The organism is Streptomyces aculeolatus (genome assembly GCF_020400605.1).
Classification (GTDB): Bacteria; Actinomycetota; Actinomycetes; order Streptomycetales; family Streptomycetaceae; genus Streptomyces; species Streptomyces aculeolatus.
Genome location: NZ_JAINRD010000002.1, coordinates 299,587 through 315,293 on the forward strand (window position 1 = coordinate 299,587; position 15,707 = coordinate 315,293).

The 15,707-nt window shown below is 74.0% G+C and carries 13 protein-coding genes; 11 read left to right on the forward strand and 2 right to left on the reverse strand.

Annotated elements, in window-relative coordinates:
- Positions 1-196: 196 nt before the first annotated feature.
- Positions 197-1,060, forward strand: coding sequence for a dihydrodipicolinate synthase family protein (locus tag LG396_RS05665; RefSeq protein ID WP_225794010.1), 864 nt, complete (start codon positions 197-199; stop codon positions 1,058-1,060).
- A 137-nt stretch (positions 1,061-1,197) separates the two neighbouring features.
- Positions 1,198-1,908, forward strand: coding sequence for a GntR family transcriptional regulator (locus LG396_RS05670; RefSeq protein WP_225793880.1), 711 nt, complete (start codon positions 1,198-1,200; stop codon positions 1,906-1,908).
- Positions 1,909-2,153: 245 nt separating this feature from the next.
- Here LG396_RS05670 and LG396_RS05675 read toward each other — a convergent pair whose 3' ends face one another.
- Positions 2,154-3,635 carry an aminopeptidase P family protein gene (locus tag LG396_RS05675; protein WP_037748523.1) on the reverse strand — a complete coding sequence of 494 codons (1,482 nt, stop codon included), beginning with the start codon at positions 3,633-3,635 and terminating at the stop codon, positions 2,154-2,156.
- A gap of 186 nt (positions 3,636-3,821) precedes the next feature.
- Here LG396_RS05675 and LG396_RS05680 point away from each other — a divergent pair, with 186 nt between their 5' ends.
- The 6 genes from LG396_RS05680 (at position 3,822) to LG396_RS05705 (ending at position 10,531) form a co-directional block, all read left to right on the forward strand.
- Positions 3,822-5,555, forward strand: a complete 1,734-nt coding sequence (locus LG396_RS05680; RefSeq protein WP_225793881.1) for an ABC transporter substrate-binding protein — start codon at positions 3,822-3,824, stop codon at positions 5,553-5,555.
- Entirely contained in the window at positions 5,552-6,526 is a 975-nt protein-coding gene (locus tag LG396_RS05685) for an ABC transporter permease (protein WP_225793882.1), read from the forward strand. The genes LG396_RS05680 and LG396_RS05685 overlap by 4 nt, the downstream gene beginning before the upstream one ends.
- Entirely contained in the window at positions 6,523-7,509 is a 987-nt protein-coding gene (locus LG396_RS05690; RefSeq protein WP_018854384.1) for an ABC transporter permease, read from the forward strand. Before LG396_RS05685 ends, LG396_RS05690 begins: the two co-directional genes overlap by 4 nt.
- A gap of 2 nt (positions 7,510-7,511) precedes the next feature.
- A complete protein-coding gene (locus LG396_RS05695; RefSeq protein WP_225793883.1) occupies positions 7,512-8,657 on the forward strand; it encodes an ABC transporter ATP-binding protein in 1,146 nt (381 codons plus the stop codon).
- Positions 8,654-9,694, forward strand: a complete 1,041-nt coding sequence (locus LG396_RS05700) for an ABC transporter ATP-binding protein (RefSeq protein WP_225793884.1) — start codon at positions 8,654-8,656, stop codon at positions 9,692-9,694. Before LG396_RS05695 ends, LG396_RS05700 begins: the two co-directional genes overlap by 4 nt.
- A 96-nt stretch (positions 9,695-9,790) precedes the next feature.
- Positions 9,791-10,531, forward strand: coding sequence for a DUF6081 family protein (locus tag LG396_RS05705; RefSeq protein ID WP_130457716.1), 741 nt, complete (start codon positions 9,791-9,793; stop codon positions 10,529-10,531).
- A gap of 91 nt (positions 10,532-10,622) precedes the next feature.
- Here the strand turns inward: LG396_RS05705 and LG396_RS05710 are convergent, their stop codons facing one another.
- Entirely contained in the window at positions 10,623-11,894 is a 1,272-nt protein-coding gene (locus LG396_RS05710; protein ID WP_225793885.1) for an MFS transporter, read from the reverse strand.
- A gap of 250 nt (positions 11,895-12,144) precedes the next feature.
- Here LG396_RS05710 and LG396_RS05715 point away from each other — a divergent pair, with 250 nt between their 5' ends.
- From LG396_RS05715 to LG396_RS05725, 3 genes are all read left to right on the forward strand, one after another.
- The gene (locus LG396_RS05715; protein WP_018839512.1) at positions 12,145-12,543 is read left to right on the forward strand and encodes a DUF6223 family protein; all 399 of its coding nucleotides are present in this window, start codon (positions 12,145-12,147) and stop codon (positions 12,541-12,543) included.
- A 173-nt stretch (positions 12,544-12,716) separates the two neighbouring features.
- The gene (locus LG396_RS05720; protein ID WP_225793886.1) at positions 12,717-13,193 is read left to right on the forward strand and encodes a DUF6069 family protein; all 477 of its coding nucleotides are present in this window, start codon (positions 12,717-12,719) and stop codon (positions 13,191-13,193) included.
- Between the two features lie 142 nt (positions 13,194-13,335).
- The gene (locus LG396_RS05725) at positions 13,336-15,540 is read left to right on the forward strand and encodes an MMPL family transporter (RefSeq protein ID WP_018839514.1); all 2,205 of its coding nucleotides are present in this window, start codon (positions 13,336-13,338) and stop codon (positions 15,538-15,540) included.
- Positions 15,541-15,707: the final 167 nt, after the last annotated feature.

The following is a 15,707-nucleotide window of genomic DNA, read 5'->3' on the forward strand; positions in this document are numbered from 1 at the left end:
CGCCGCCACCCGGGCCGTCCGTGTGCGCCCGCCGCGCGGGCATCGGGCACCCGGCCCGGTACCGCCTGAACCATGTGACATTGTACTGTTGTCCACGGGTCCGCGACCGCGCGGTCCCGCCCGCCTGCCGCGACTCATCCGGAGAGACTCCATGACCTCTGCCCCACAGGAACGGTCCCGCCCCTGGCACGGCCTCATGGTCGCCACCGCCCTCCCGCTGCGCCCCGACCTGACCGTGGACTTCGACGCCTACGCCGAGCACGTCCGCCGGCTCCTCGACGCCGGCTGCGACGGGGTCGTGACCAACGGCTCCCTGGGCGAGTACCAGACCCTCACCGACGACGAGCGCATCCGCCTGGTGCACACCGCCGTGGCCGCGGCGGGCGACGGCGACCGGGTCATGGTGGGCGCCGCGGCGTACGGCAGCGCCGAGGCCCGCGGCTGGACCGAGCGGGCGGCGGAGGCCGGCGTCGGCTCGGTCCTGCTGCTGCCGCCCACCGCCTACCGGGCCGACGAGGCGGCGGTGCGCGCGCACTACGCCGAGGTGGCGAAGGTCGGCCTGCCGGTGGTCGCGTACAACAACCCGTACGACACCCGCACCGACCTCACCCCCGCGCTGCTCGCCGCCATGCACGGCGAGGAGAGCATCGTCGCCGTCAAGGAGTTCACCGGCGACGTCCGCCGCGCGTACGAACTCGCCGAGCTGGCGCCCGGACTCGACCTGCTGATCGGCGCGGACGACGTGCTGCTGGAGCTGGCCGTCGCCGGCGCCGCCGGCTGGATCGCCGGCTTCCCCAACGCGCTGCCCGAAGCCTGCGCCACCCTGTACCGCGCCGCCGTCGACGGCGACCTGGCGCTGGCCAAGCCGCTCTACCGGGCCCTGCACCCGCTGCTCCGCTGGGACTCCAAGCCGCAGTTCGTCCAGGCGATCAAGCTGTCGATGGACGTCGCCGGGCTGCACGGCGGCCCCTGCCGCCCGCCGCGCTCGCCGCTGACCGACGAACAGGCCGCCGCGGTACGGGGCATCACCGAGAAGCTGCTCGCCGAGGGCCTGAGCTGACCCACCGCACCACCTCGCGTACGGGACCCCCGGCCGCTCGTCCGCCCCGGCCCTCGGCCGCCGGGGCGGACGAGCGGGGTACGATACAAAAATGTCACATCGCGCATCGAGCCCCTGCCGCCTGCGGAGGGAACACCATGGCTGAGGCGAAGCGGGGCAAGCTCATCTCGGTGCAGAAGCACCTGCGCGACCAGGTCGCCAACGCCCTGCGGGCCGCGCTGATAGCGGGCGAGCTGCGCCCCGGCGTCATCTACTCCGCGCCCGCGCTGGCCACGGAGTTCGGCGTCTCGGCCACGCCCGTGCGCGAGGCCATGCTCGACCTCGCCCGCGAGGGCCTGGTCGAGGCCGTGCGCAACAAGGGCTTCCGCGTCACCGAGATGACCGAGGGCGATCTCGACAACTACACGGAGATCCGCGAGCTGATCGAGATCCCCACCGTGGGCCGGGTGACCGAAGTGGCCACCGCGGAGCAGCTGGAGGCGCTGCGGCCGCTCGCCGAGGACATCGTCACCGCCACCCGCGACCACGACCTCATCGGCTACCTGGAGGCCGACCGCCGCTTCCACCTCAGCCTGCTCGCGCTCGCGGGCAACGACCACCTGGTCACCGTCGTCGCCGAACTGCGCAACCGCTCCCGGCTGTACGGGCTGACGGACCTCGACCGCGCCGGCGCGCTCGTCGACTCCGCGCAGGAGCACATCACGCTGCTCGACCTGATGATCGCCGGGAACGCCGCGGCGGCACAGGAGCTGATGGCCGGGCACCTCGGGCACATCCGCACCCTGTGGGCGGCCGGGCAGCGCAGCGCCGCGAAGCGCGCCAGCGCGCTGCGCCTCGGCGAGGGCTGAGCCCGCCGCCGCGTCGGAGCGCGGGGCGCGGGGCGCAGGGCCACGACCGTGGGCACCGGAGCGCTCCCCGCGCCCGGTTCCCGCGACCCGCCGTCCCCGGCGCACTGCCCTATCCGGCGCACGCGCCCCGATGCCCCGCGCCCCGACGCATCGCCGCCGCGGCGCGTTGCGGCGCGCCGCGGGCGGCGGGGGAGGGCCCGGCGGAGCCGGGCGCGGGCGTGGACGGCGCCCGGCCCGGCCCTCGCTCAGGCCCCCGGGCGGAAGCCGTCGAGGAGCGTCCCCATCCACTCCTCGACCGCGTCCGGGTCACGCGGCAGCGCGTCCGACATCAGCCGCGCACCGTCCTCGGTGACCACCAGGTCGTCCTCGATCCGCACGCCGATGCCGCGCAGTTCCGGCGGCAGGGTCTCGTCGTCGGGCTGGAGGTAGAGCCCGGGTTCCACGGTGAGGACCTGGCCGGCCTCCAGCACCCCGTCGAGGTACTGGCTCGCCCGGGCCTTGGCGCAGTCGTGCACGTCGAGGCCGAGCATGTGGCCGCTGCTGCACAGGGTGTAGCGCCGGTACAGCCCGCTGTCGGGCGCGAGCGCCTCCTCCGGGGTGATCCGCAGGACGCCCCAGTCGTACAGCCCCTCGGCGATCACCGCCATCGCGGCCCGGTGGAAGTCGCGGAAGCGGGCGCCCGGCCGGAGGGCGGCGATGCCGGCGTTCTGGGCGGCGAGGACGAGTTCGTACACCTGCCGCTGGATGCGTGAGAAGCGCCCGGACAGCGGGAGGGTGCGGGTGACGTCGGCGGTGTAGAGGGTGTCGGTCTCCACCCCGGCGTCGAGGAGCAGCAGGTGGCCCGGGTCGAGCGGGCCGTCGTTGCGGATCCAGTGCAGGACGCAGGCGTGTGCACCGGAGGCGGCGATCGTCTCGTAGCCGGTGCCGTTGCCCTCGGCGCGGGCGCGCGTCTGGAAGACGCCCTCGATCCAGCGTTCGCCGCGCGGGTGGCGCAGGGCCGCGGGCAGGGCGCGTACGACGTCCTCGAAGCCGGCGGCGGTGTGGTCGACGGCGAGCTGGAGCTGGCCGACCTCCCACTCGTCCTTCAGCAGCCGCAACTCCGCGAGGTACGTGCCCAGTTCGGCGTCCCGGTCCGGCTCGGCGGCGCTGTGCGGGCCGCGGTCGAAGAGGCCGTCCGTGCGGGCGTCGACCCCGGCCAGCACCCGGGCCGGCGGCCGCGGTCCCGCGGTGAGCTTGGCCAGGTCGTCGAGGTCCCGGCAGGCCAGCCCGGTCAGTTCGGCGGCCTCGCCGAGGTCGGGGCGGCGGCCGACCCAGAACTCGCCGTAGCGGCGGTCCCGGTAGAACTCGTCCGTGGACCGGTCCGAGCGCGGGCGCACGTACAGCGCGGCCTCGTGCCCCTCGGCCCCGGCGGGCTCCAGGACGAGGACGTGTCCGGCCTGGTCCTCGCCCGTCAGGCCGGTCAGCCAGGCGTACGCACTGTGCGGGCGGAAGCGGTGGTCGCAGTCGTTGGAGCGGACCTTCAGCTCCCCGGCGGGCAGCACCAGCCGCTCGCCGGGGAAACGGGCGGACAGCCGGGCGCGGCGGCCGGCGAGCGCGTCGTACCCGGGGACGCGGACGCCGGACGGCAGCGGGCTGGGCGCCCACGCGCTGCCCATGAAGGTGTGCAGGGCGGCCGAGACGTCGAGGTCGTGGCTGCCGGTGTGCGGACGGGCGAGGGGCTTGTCCATCGGGGCGGCTCCTGGTGAGCGTGGGGTGCCGGACACGGGTGCGTAACGAGTCCGCTGATCCCTTGCCAATAAAATTGCACATTATTATGTTACACACCGCGCCAGTGGAGGGAAGCGGGCCGGACGGCCCCGCTGCCCTCGGTGATCTCGGATCCCCCCCCGGACCCACCCACGACGGAGTGGAACATGATCAGCAGAAGTGTGCGCGCCGCGCTCGCGGCGTCTCTCGCGGCAGCCCTCACCGCAGGTGCGGCCGCCTGCTCGGCCGACTCCGGTGACTCCGGGGGCGGCGACCGCCGCAACCCCGGCGCCACCGGCGTCATCGGCGGCACCCCCCAGCGCGGCGGCACGCTGACCGTGCTGTCCAACCAGGACTTCGCCCACCTCGACCCGGTCCGCAACTGGACGATGCCGGACATGGACTTCGGCATCCGGCTGCTCTACCGCACCCTGACCACCTTCCGGGCCGAGCCCGGCAAGAAGGGCACCGAGATCGTCCCCGACCTGGCCACCGACCTCGGCACGCCCTCCGAGGGCGGCAAGGTGTGGACGTTCACGCTGAAGAAGGGGCTGAAGTACGAGGACGGCAGCACCGTCACGGCCGCGGACGTGAAGTACAACGTCGAGCGGTCCTTCGCCCCCGACCTCACCGGCGGGCCGGACTACGCGCAGCAGTACCTCGCGGACACCGAGGGGTACGCGGGCCCGCTGAAGGGCGAGCACCTGGACTCCGTCGAGGTCCCGGACGAGCGGACCATCGTCTTCCATCTGAACCGGCCCATCGCCGAGTTCTCCTACACCGCCACCCTGCCGACGTTCGCGCCGGTGCCCCGGGCCCAGGACAAGGGCGTCCAGTACGACCAGCGGCCGTTCTCCTCCGGCCCGTACAAGATCGACCGCTACGACCGCGGCAAGGAGCTGGTGCTCGTACGCAACGAGCACTGGAAGGCGTCGACAGATCCCGTGCGCAAGGCGTACCCCGACCGGATCGTGGTCAAGATGGGCCTCGGCGGCGACCAGATCGACGACCGGCTCATCGCCGGCGGCGGCGGCGACGCCTCCGCCGTGGAGTGGTCGGACATGCGCCCCGAGAGCGTGGCCAAGGTGCTCTCCAAGGAGGACGTGAAGGCCCGGCTCGCCGCCGAGACCACCGGCTGCACCGACATGCTGCACCTCAACACCGCGCGCGCCCCCTTCGACGACCCCGCCGTGCGCCGGGCGATGATGTACGCGGTCGACCGGGAGGCCCAGGCCACCGCCAACGGCGGTCCCGCGCTCAACGAGGTCGCCACCGCCTACCTGCCGCCCGCGCTCGCCGGCGGCAAGAAGGCCGACGTCCTCGGCATCCCGCCCGCCGGCGACGTGGACAAGGCGGAGAAGCTGCTCGCCGAGGCCGGCAAGGGCGACGGCTTCACCGCCACCCTCACCGTCTCCACCGGCGACAAGACCAGGGCCGAGGCGCTCCAGCAGAGCCTGGACCGGGTGGGCGTCACCGTGAAGATCCAGACGGTCGACCCCTCCGTCTACTACGACACCATCGGCGACACCGAGAACGCGCCCGACATGGCGATCAGCGGCTGGTGCCCCGACTACCCCTCCGGCGCCACCTTCCTGCCGTTCGTCTTCGACGGCCGCACCATCCAGGAGACCGGCAACAAGGGCAACTACGCCCAGTTCCGCGACGAGGAGGTGATGCGGGAGATGGACCGCATCGCCACCCTGACCGACGTGGCCGAGGCGAACAAGGCGTGGGCGGAGCTGGACGCGCAGATCATGGCCAAGGCGCCGGCCGTCCCGCTGCTGTGGGAGCGCAAGCCGCTGCTCGTCGGCGACAACATCGCCGGCGCCTTCGGACACCCGGTCTGGACCGGGCAGTTCGACTACGCCGTGATCGGTCTCAAGGACCCGGGCACCTCATGACGGTACTCCGCAAGGGCTCCGGGCGGCCGAGGTCCGAGCGCGCCGGGGCGCCGGCCGACCCCGAGGAGGAGGCCGGCCGGAGCCCCTGGCGCCTGGCGTGGCACGCGGTACGCGGCGACCGCGGCGCCTGCGCGGCCCTCGTCGTCGTCGCGCTCCTCGTCTTCATGGCCGCCGCCGCGCCGCTGCTCAGCGCGCTCGGCGGCTGGTCCCCGACGGAGTTCGACAAGACCGCCGTCGACCCGTACCTCGGCGGCCTGCCCAAGGGGCCGCTCGGCGGGATCAGCGCCGAGCACTGGCTGGGCGTGGAGCCGGTGACCGGCCGCGACCTGTTCGCGCGGGTCGTCCACGGCGGGCAGGTCTCCCTGTTCATCTCGTTCGCGGCCACCGCGATCGTGGTCGTCGTGGGCACCGCCGCGGGCATCGCGGCCGGCTACTTCGGCGGCCGGGTCGACACCGTGCTCAGCCGGCTGATGGACCTCACGATGTCCTTCCCCTCCCTCATCTTCATGATCGCGATGATGGCGGTGGCCCAGGACGTCAACCGCGTGCTGCTGATGACCGGGGTCATCGGCATCTTCGGCTGGCCCGGCATCGCCCGCGTCGTGCGCGGCGAGACGCTGTCGGTCAAGCACCGCGAGTACGTCGACGCCGCCCGCGCCGGCGGCTTCGGGGCCTGGCGGATCGTCACCCGGGAGATCCTGCCGAACGTCTCGGGCCCCGTCATCGCGTACACCACCCTGCTGATCCCCGGGATGATCAGCACCGAGGCCGCGCTCAGCTTCCTCGGCGTCGGCGTACAGCCGCCGACCTCCTCCTGGGGCCAGATGATCTCCGAGGCGGTCTCCTACTACGAGACCGACCCCATGTACTTCGTCATCCCCAGCGCCTTCCTCTTCCTGGCCGTGCTGGCGTTCACCGTCCTCGCCGACACCCTCCGGGAGACCCTCGACCCCCGGGGAGACCGCGCGTGATCCTCTACCTCGCCCGCCGGCTCGTGGGCGTCGCCGGCGTCATGCTGGCCATCTGCCTCGTCACTTTCACCATCTTCTACCTGCTGCCCGCCGACCCCGCGGCCGCCGCGTGCGGCAAGACCTGCACCCCCGAACGGCTCGCCGAGGTGCGCCACTCCATGGGGCTCGACGAGCCGCTGTGGCGCCAGTTCACCGACTACCTCACCGGCATCTTCGCGGGCCGGGAGCTGGGGGAGGGGCCGCACGCGCTCCAGTGCGGCTTCCCCTGCTTCGGCTACTCCTACGAGTACTCCCTGCCGGTGTGGGACCTGCTCACCGACCGGCTGCCGGTCTCCGCGTCACTGGCCTTCGGCGCCGCGCTCATGTGGCTGGTCCTCGGCCTCGGCACGGGCATCGCCGCGGCCCTGCGCAAGGGCACGCGCACCGACCGCACCCTGATGGTCGGCGCCGTGGCCGCCGCGTCGCTGCCGGTGTACTTCACCGCGGTGATGCTCATCCACGGCGTGGTCCGCGTCGCCGGCGTGCTGCCGTACCCCGAGTACGCCGCGCTGACCGACGACCCGCTCGACTGGGCCGCGAACCTGCTGCTGCCGTGGACCGCGCTGGCACTGCTGTACGCCGCCATGTACGCGCGGCAGAGCCGCAGTTCGATGATCGAGGCCATGGCGCAGCCCTACATCCGCACCGCGCGCGCCAAGGGCATGCCGGAGCGCGCCGTCGTGGTCAAGCACGGACTGCGCTCCGGCATGACCCCGGTGCTGACCATCTTCGGCATGGACCTCGGCGGGCTGCTCGCCGGCGCCGTGATCACCGAGAGCATCTTCGGCATCCCCGGCGTCGGCAGGCTCTTCTTCGACGCACTCCAACGCTCCGACCAGCCGGTGATCCTCGGGGTCACGCTGCTGGCGGCCTTCTTCATCGTGGCGGCGAACCTCGTCGTGGACATCCTCTACGCGGTCGTCGACCCGAGGGTGAGGTACTGAACATGAGCACTGCCCCCACGACCGCCGCCGCCGCGGCCGGCGACCGGGCCGCCGACCGGGCGGGCGAGCCGCCGCTGCTGCGCGTACGCGACCTGAGGGTCGCGTTCCCGACCGCCGCCGGGCCCGTACGGGCCGTGGACGGCATCGACTTCACCGTACGGGCCGGCCGCACCCTCGGCATCGTCGGCGAGTCCGGGTCGGGGAAGTCCGTGACGTCCCTGGCCGTGCTGGGGCTGCTCCGCGGCGCCGAGGTCAGCGGGTCCGTCGAGCTGGCCGGCCGCGAGCTGCGCGGGCTCCCCGACCGGGAGCTGGCGAAGCTGCGCGGGCGGCGGATGGCGATGATCTTCCAGGACCCGATGTCCAGCCTGCACCCCTTCTACACGGTGGGCGAGCAGATCGCCGAGGCGTACCGCGTGCACTTCGGCGCCGGCCGCCGCGCCGCGCGCCGCCGGGCGGTGGAGATGCTCGGCGAGGTCGGCATCCCCGAGCCCGCGCGCCGGGCCGCCGACCACCCGCACCGGTTCTCCGGCGGCATGCGCCAGCGGGTCATGATCGCCATGGCGCTGGCGTGCGAGCCGGACCTGCTCATCGCCGACGAGCCGACCACGGCGCTCGACGTCACCGTGCAGGCGCAGATCCTGGAGCTGATCGCCCGGATCCAGGCCGAACGCGGCCTCGGCGTCGTGATGATCACCCACGACCTCGGAGTGGTCGCGCGCGTCGCGCACGAGGTCCTGGTGATGTACGCGGGCCGGCCGGCGGAACAGGCGCCGGTGGACGAGCTGTTCGCCGACCCGGCGCACCCGTACACCCGCGGGCTGCTCGACTCGCTGCCGCGGCTCGACGACGACCCCGGCGTGCCCCTGCACACCATCCCCGGCAGCCCGCCTTCGCTGCTCGCCCCCGGCCCGGGCTGCGCGTTCGCGCCGCGCTGCTTCCGCGCCGCCGAGGCTTCCGGCGACGTACGCGCACGGTGCGAGGGGACGCGCCCCGATCTCGTACCGCTGCGGGCGGGACGGCTGGCGTCCTGCCATCTGCCCCTGGCCGACGGCCCGTCCGGGCGGCCGTCCCGGCGGCCGTCGGACAGGCCGGCCGGCGGCCTCCCCGACCCGCAGGACCCGACCCCCGCCCCGGAGGGAACCCGATGACGCCCATCCCCGAGGCCGCCCCCGCGGCGCTCACCAAGGACGCGGGGGACCCGGCCGCCGGCGCCCCGCTGCTGTCGGCGCGCAACCTCGTCAAGACCTTCCCCGGCCGCCGCACCCGCACCGGGCGCGCCGCCCCCGCCGTGCGGGCGGTGGACGACGTCAGCTTCGACCTGCGGCCCGGCGAGACCCTGGGCCTGGTGGGGGAGTCGGGCTGCGGCAAGTCCACCACCGGGCGGATGCTCGTCCGGCTGCTGGAGCCGACCGGCGGATCCGTGACGTTCGACGGGACGGACATCACCCACATCGGGCAGCGCGCGCTGCGGCCGGTGCGCCGCCACGTGCAGATGGTCTTCCAGGACCCGGTCTCCTCGCTCAACCCCCGCCACCGGGTGATCCGCACCCTCACCGACCCGATGACCGTCCAGGGCACCGACCCGCGCGAGGCGCGGGCGCGGGCCGCGGAACTGCTGGAGCAGGTCGGGCTCGGCGCGGAGCACCTGCGGCGCTATCCGCACCAGTTCTCCGGCGGCCAGGCGCAGCGCGTCGCCATCGCGCGGGCGCTGGCGACCCGGCCGCGGCTGATCGTCGCCGACGAGCCGGTCTCCGCGCTCGACGTCTCCATCCAGGCGCAGATCGTCAACCTGATGGAGCGGCTGCGCCGCGAACTCGGCCTGGCCTACCTGTTCATCGCCCACGACCTGTCCGTGGTCAAGCGGGTCTGCGACCGCGTCGCGGTGATGTACCTGGGCCGGATCGTGGAGCTGGGCCCCCGCGACGAGGTCTACGCCCGTCCCGCCCACCCGTACACCCGCGCCCTGCTCTCCGCGGTCCCCGTGCCGGACCCCGCGGTGGAGCGCACCCGCGAGCGCATCGTGCTGAAGGGCGACCTGCCCAGCCCCGCCGCGCCGCCCGGCGGCTGCACGTTCCACCCGCGCTGCCCGAAGGCGCAGGACGTGTGCCGGACGGAACGCCCGGCGCTGCTGACCGTCGGCGGCGGTCCACGGGAGGCCGCGTGCCACTTCCCGGAGGCCGGCTGACGCCCGCCCCGCCGGCCGGAATTGGCGTCGGCCGGCGGGCGGACCGCGTGAATCCGGGATGTTCCGGGCCCCGCGGGCCGGTCGATGGTGGGTCACATGACTTCCGCATCCGTGGCAAGTACGTGGCTCTACGACGACTTCACCCGCGGCGCCCTCGACCCGGCGCGCTGGCGGGTCATGGAGATGACGGGGGCCGGGGGCGCACGGCACGAGTACCGGGACGACAACGCCCGGGTCGCCACCGGGGACGGGCGGCTGACGCTGACCGTGAACCCGTTCAGCCGCTTCCACGACACCGACCCGCGGCGCAACAACGCCAAGCAGATGTACCGGTCGGTGCGGCGGTTCGACGTGCCGGCGGCGGGGCGGCTGACGTTCGAGGTGGAGATGGCGGTGCGGACCTACGGGCAGGTGCCGTACGACCTGCTCGACGCCTTCGGCACCGTCAACCTCTTCGATCTGCAGAGCGGCGTCGTCATCAACGCCGCCGCCACCAACGACACCGTGTACGCGGTCGTCGAGCGGCTGGTGATCCCCGGCGTGAGCCGGCCGGAGGACCACTACATCCACCGCGTCGTCATGGACGTGCCCACCGCACCCGGCCGTCCGCACCGCTACGCGGTCGGCTACCGGGCCGGGACGTCCGAGGTGGAGTGGTACGTCGACGGGCGGCTGGCCTACTGGGCCCGGGTGCCGGTGCCCGTGGCCGGCTTCCACGCGGGGATGGCCCTGTTCTCGGCCCGCGACCTCGCCCGCTACTCCCGCGCGGAGCGGGAGCGCGGGCAGGGCGCGACCGGATGGTGGGGCCCGTGGCGGATCACGACGAGCGACCGCTGAGCGCGGCGCGGGGATGCCGTTGACCCGGAGGGCCGGGGACAGCCGGTGCACCGACCGTACCCCGGCGGGGGCCCCGGGGCTCATCCCGTGTTCACGGTATTTCCTCCGGCTGCGGGCGCGGGCGCGGGGGTACGGGCACGGGCGCGGCCGCCGGCCCGGGCGGCGGGCCGCCCGCCGGGTAGCGGCGTATCGCCACCGCCGTCACGGCGTACGCGACCAGTCCCACCGCCGTCGCCGTGACCGCGACGCCGGTGCCGTCGGAGACGGCCAGCGCCGCGCCGCCGCCCGCGCCGGCCAGCGCGACGCCCACGTAGAGACCGCTGGTGTTGAGAGCCACCGCCTCCGTGCCGGCCTCGCCCGCCAGTTGCAGGATCCGGGTGTTCGTCGGCGGGGTGAAGCTCCACGCCGCGCACCCCCACACCGCCAGGTTGAGCGCGACCAGCCACACCGGCGCCGTGCGGCCCGTCGCCCCGATGACGGCCAGCAGCGCCGTCGCGGCCACGACGCCGCCGATCGAGGCGCGCAGCGTACGGTCCGGGCCCCAGCGGTCCGTCAGCAGCGCGCCCGCGCCGGTGCCCACCGCCCCGGCGACGCCGACCACGGCGATGAACAGCGCCAGCACGCCGCCGCCGCGGCCGGTGAGGTCGCGGGTCAGGGGCGCGACGTAGGTGTACACCATCAGGCCGCTGCCGGCGCAGACCACGGTGCAGGACGCGCAGAGCAGGACCGCGGGGCGGCCCAGGATCCGCAACTGCCCGCGTACGCCGAGCTGCGGGGCGCCGGCCAGCCGGGGCAGCGCCGCCGAGGAGGCCGCCGCGACCAGCGCGGTGGCCGCGGCGACCGCCACGAACGTCGACCGCCAGCCGAAGGCGTCGCCCAGCAGCGTGCCCGCCGGGACGGCGGTGAACAGCGAGAGCGTCAGGCCCGCCGCGACCGTGCCGATGGCCCGGCCCATCCGCTCCGGCGCCGCCAGCCGCGCCGCCGCGGCGAAGGCCGCGGGCGAGACGGTGGCCGCGATCAGCGCGGTCAGCACGCGCGCGCCCATCAGGGTCGCGTAGTTCGGGGCCAGCGCGGTGGCGGTGTTGGCCACGGCGAAGGCCGTGAGGCCGCCGACGATCAGGGTCTTGCGGGGCAGCCGCGCGGTGACCACCGCGAGCACGGGCGCGGCCACCGCGAAGGTCACCGAGAAGACCGTCACCAACTGCCCGGCGGCGGCCTCGCTCACGTCCAGGTCGGCGGCGATGTCCGGGAGCACGCCCGCGATGACGAAGTCGTCGGTGCCGATGACGAAGGCGGCGAACATCAGGCACAGCAGCCATCCCGCGCCCCGCGCCGGCGGAGAAGAACTCACCTTGGAAGCCATGGCCGCACGCTAACGCCGCGGTGGAGGGGCATTTCCAGGGCGTTTCGACGCCATTCGGAGAAACCCCGCGGCGGCGCGCGGGCGTGCCGGTGCTGCGGCTGCGGTAGCCGGATGCTGTGGCCGCAGTCCTCACCCCGCCCGGGTACCGCCGCGGTGGTAGCGCAAATCGGCCGCGTCTGGAGGACGACCCGCGGCCCGCCCGGTTCGTACGCTGACGCCGCCAACCGCCGTGCGACCGAAGGGGTCCCCGATGTCCGTCCGTCACCTGTCCACCGCCGCTGCGGCCGCCGTGCTCGCCGTCGTCGTGTGCGCGGCGCCGGCGGCCGCGCAGGTCGCGGTCGCGGCCGAGAAAGACGACGGCTCCGGCCGCGGACCGGCCATGGCCGCGTCCATCGTGGCACTGATCGGCGTGGTGCTCGGCGGGCTCGCGCTTGCCCGCAAGCTCGGCTCCGGCCTCGGCGGGCCGGTCGCGTCCGTGGTGGCGTCGGCGGCCGGCATCGTCATCGGCGCGGTGGCGCTCGCCGGCTCCGACGACGTGGGCTCCGGCTCCGGCCGCGGCGGGGCGATCGTCGCCCTGCTGCTCGGCGTGGTCGGACTGGCCCTCGGCGGTCTCGCGCTGGCCAAGGCCCGGCGCGCGGTCTCCGCGTAAGCCCTCTGAGCCCCCCCGGGGCGTACGGGCGGCTCCGGCGGACGCGTACGCCGGAGCCGCCCCGTTCGTCAACCCCGTGCTCAACTGACCACGCCCCGATGGGCATCGGCCTGTCGCCGCCTTACCGTACGGAAGGTCCACCCCCTTCCCGCGCCGGAACAGGAGGCAGCGCCATGGCCGCGACCGCCCCCCAGTCCCACTCCCCGTCGTCGCCGTCGGCCGCCTGGCTGGCCGCGCGGCCGGTGTGGCTCGTCGCCGTCCTGGCCACCCTCGCCGCCGCGGTGGTGGCGGAGTCGTTCACGCTGCTGGCGCGTGGCGCCGGCGTCGAGATGGTCGCGGCCGGGATCGGGGAGGACGAGGCCACCGCCATCCCGGTGGGCGGCGTCGCGCGCAGCGTCGTGCTGTGGTCGCTCGGCGGCATCGCCCTCGCGGTGCTCCTGGCCCACCTCGCCCGGCGCGCGGGGCGCGGCCTCCGCCGCCCGGCCCGCGTCTTCGCGGCGTGCGCGGGGGCGTTCACGGTCCTGTCCCTCGCGGGCCCCGGCTTCGCGCCGCACACCGCGGACACCACGCAGGCCGTGCTGGTCTGCACGCACCTGCTGGCGGGCGGCGTCGTCATCCCCGTCGTCGCGCGCCGGCTCTCCTTCGTCTGATCCGCAGCCCCCGCGGCCGCGCCCCCCGCGGCCCCTGCTTTGACATGTACTGCAAGAGGAGTACCGCGGCCGCGGTAGTGCGGCCCGCGGAGTGCCTGCGTCTGTACGTCGACTCCGGTGATCCCCGTCCCGAGGATGAGGGGTGCACCGCACGAAACCCGAGGAGACGATGATGTCCACCGAGACCGCCCGCCCGGACGGGGCTCTGGCGAGACTGGCCCGGTTCTGCCACCGGCGCCGCCGCCTGGTCCTGCTGGCCTGGATCGCCGGCGTGCTCGTCGTGGCGGCCGCCGGCTTCGGCCTCGCGGCCGACCCCGACAACGACTTCTCCGGCGGGGACTCCGGGTCGGCCAAGGCGCAGGCCCTGATGGAGAAGCACTTCCCCGAGGAGCAGGGCGACACCCTGACCCTCGCCGTCAAGGCGGACGCGGGGATGGACGATCCCGCCGTACGGCAGAAGGTCGAGAAGGTCGTCGCCGACCTCGCCGACTCGCCGGTCACCGGTCCGGTGACGTCGCCGTACGACGACGAGCAACTGGTCACCGAGGACCGCCGCATCGCCCGCACGACCATCCCGCTCACCGACAAGGAGGCGACGAAGGACGACGTCAAGCCTCTGGTGACCACCGTCAAGGAGGCCTCCGGCGACGGTGTGCTCATGGGGCTCGGCGGTGACAAGGCGGAGAAGGCCGAGACGCCCAAGCAGGGCCCCGCCGAGAGCGTCGGCGTGCTGGCCGCGGCGGTGATCCTCTTCATCTCCTTCGGCTCGCTGGTGGCGATGGGGCTGCCGATCGTGACCGCGCTGATGGCGATCCTCGGCGGCATCGCCCTCATGAAGATCGTCGGGCACGTCGTCCCCTCGCCGGACTTCACCGTCCTGGTCTCCGCGCTCATCGGCCTCGGCGTGGGCATCGACTACGCGCTGTTCATCGTCACCCGCTACAAGGAGAAACTGCAGAACGGGGAGAGTCCCGAGGACGCCACCGTGGGCGCGATCACGACCGCGGGCCGCGCCGTGCTCTTCGCCGGCACCACCGTGGTGATCGCGCTGCTCGGCCTCGTCACCATGGGGCAGCGGCTGATGACCGGCGTGGCCGTCGCCGCCTCGCTGACGGTGCTGGTGACGATGGTCGCCGCGGTGACCCTCCTGCCGGCGTTCCTGGGCTTCACCGGGCACAGGATCAACTCGCTCCGGCTGCCCCGCCGCACGGCCCGCGGCGCCCGCGACGACGCCCCCGCCGCCGAGCGCCGCACCCCCGCGGAGCGCTGGGCCGGCGTGGTGCAGCGCCGGCCGCTGGTCGCGGCGGTGCTGGCGGTCGCGGGGCTGCTGCTGCTCGCCGCGCCGGCGCTGTCGATGCGGCTCAGCCTGCCGGACGCCAGCGTCCAGCCGCGCGACCGGAGCAGCTACACCTCGTACGAGATCGTCTCCGAGGGCTTCGGCCCCGGCTACGGCGCACCGCTGATCTTCGCCGCGGAGGTCGACGCCGCGGGCGGCGACCTGGCCCCCGCGGTCGGGGCGGTCGACGGCACGCCGGGCATCGCCCACGTGACGCAGCCGCGGGTCAGCGAGGACGGCGAGGCCGCCACCTTCATGGCGTTCCCCGAGACCGGCTACCAGGACGAGAAGACCGCGGACCTCGTGCACGAACTCCGCGACGACGTGCTGCCCGAGGTGCCCGGCGGCGAGGCCGTGCGGGTCGGCGGGCCGAACGCCGGGGCGATCGACTTCGCCGAGGAGACCAGTTCGCGGCTGCCGTTCATGATCGCGGTCGTCATCGTGCTGTCGCTCGTGCTGCTGGTCGCGCTGGTGCGGTCGGTGACGATCGCTCTCCAGGCCGCCGTGATGAACCTGCTGTCGATCGGTGCCGCGTACGGCGTGCTGGTCGCGGTGGTGCAGTGGGGCTGGCTGGGCTCGGCCCTCGGGTTCCCGACCGACATGCCCATCACCACCTGGGTGCCGATGATGATGTTCCCGGTGCTCTTCGGCCTGTCGATGGACTACGAGGTCTTCCTGATCTCGCGGGTCCGCGAGGAGTACGAGCGCACCGGCGACACCCGCACGGCCGTCACCCGCGGACTGGCGCGGACCGCGAAGGTCATCACCGCCGCCGCGGCCATCATGATCGCCGTCTTCACCACCTCCCTGCTCGGCCACGACGTGTCGGTCAAGCAGATCGGACTGGGCATGGCCGTCGCCGTGTTCATCGACGCCACCATCGTGCGGATGGTGCTCGTGCCCGCGGTGATGGAGCTGTGCGGCAAGACCAACTGGTGGATGCCCGGCCGCCGGGCACCGGAGACGGCCTCGCCACCGCCGGCCGAGGTCGGGGAAGAGGCGAAGGTCTGACTTTTCCCGGAACGTCGAGCGGGGAATCCCTCAACCGGGGTTCCCCGCTTCGGCATGGCGTTTTCCGCTGTTTTCCGTGCGCCCTTTTGTCCGGTGAATTCCCGCCGAGTAAAAACCAAGTAAAGAGTGCACCATAATACGGAAATGACAGCAACTCGCAGATTTCG

Bases quoted from the DNA above. Each gene is read 5' to 3' on its own strand.
- LG396_RS05705 (WP_130457716.1), top strand. From the start codon at position 9,791: ATGACTTCCGCATCCGTGGCAAGTACGTGGCTCTACGACGACTTCACC.
- LG396_RS05720 (WP_225793886.1), top strand. From the start codon at position 12,717: ATGGCCGCGACCGCCCCCCAGTCCCACTCCCCGTCGTCGCCGTCGGCC.
- LG396_RS05675 (WP_037748523.1), bottom strand. From the start codon at position 3,635: ATGGACAAGCCCCTCGCCCGTCCGCACACCGGCAGCCACGACCTCGAC.
- LG396_RS05665 (WP_225794010.1), top strand. From the start codon at position 197: ATGGTCGCCACCGCCCTCCCGCTGCGCCCCGACCTGACCGTGGACTTC.
- LG396_RS05710 (WP_225793885.1), bottom strand. From the start codon at position 11,894: ATGGCTTCCAAGGTGAGTTCTTCTCCGCCGGCGCGGGGCGCGGGATGG.
- LG396_RS05680 (WP_225793881.1), top strand. From the start codon at position 3,822: ATGATCAGCAGAAGTGTGCGCGCCGCGCTCGCGGCGTCTCTCGCGGCA.
- LG396_RS05670 (WP_225793880.1), top strand. From the start codon at position 1,198: ATGGCTGAGGCGAAGCGGGGCAAGCTCATCTCGGTGCAGAAGCACCTG.
- LG396_RS05695 (WP_225793883.1), top strand. From the start codon at position 7,512: ATGAGCACTGCCCCCACGACCGCCGCCGCCGCGGCCGGCGACCGGGCC.
- LG396_RS05700 (WP_225793884.1), top strand. From the start codon at position 8,654: ATGACGCCCATCCCCGAGGCCGCCCCCGCGGCGCTCACCAAGGACGCG.
- LG396_RS05715 (WP_018839512.1), top strand. From the start codon at position 12,145: ATGTCCGTCCGTCACCTGTCCACCGCCGCTGCGGCCGCCGTGCTCGCC.
- LG396_RS05685 (WP_225793882.1), top strand. From the start codon at position 5,552: ATGACGGTACTCCGCAAGGGCTCCGGGCGGCCGAGGTCCGAGCGCGCC.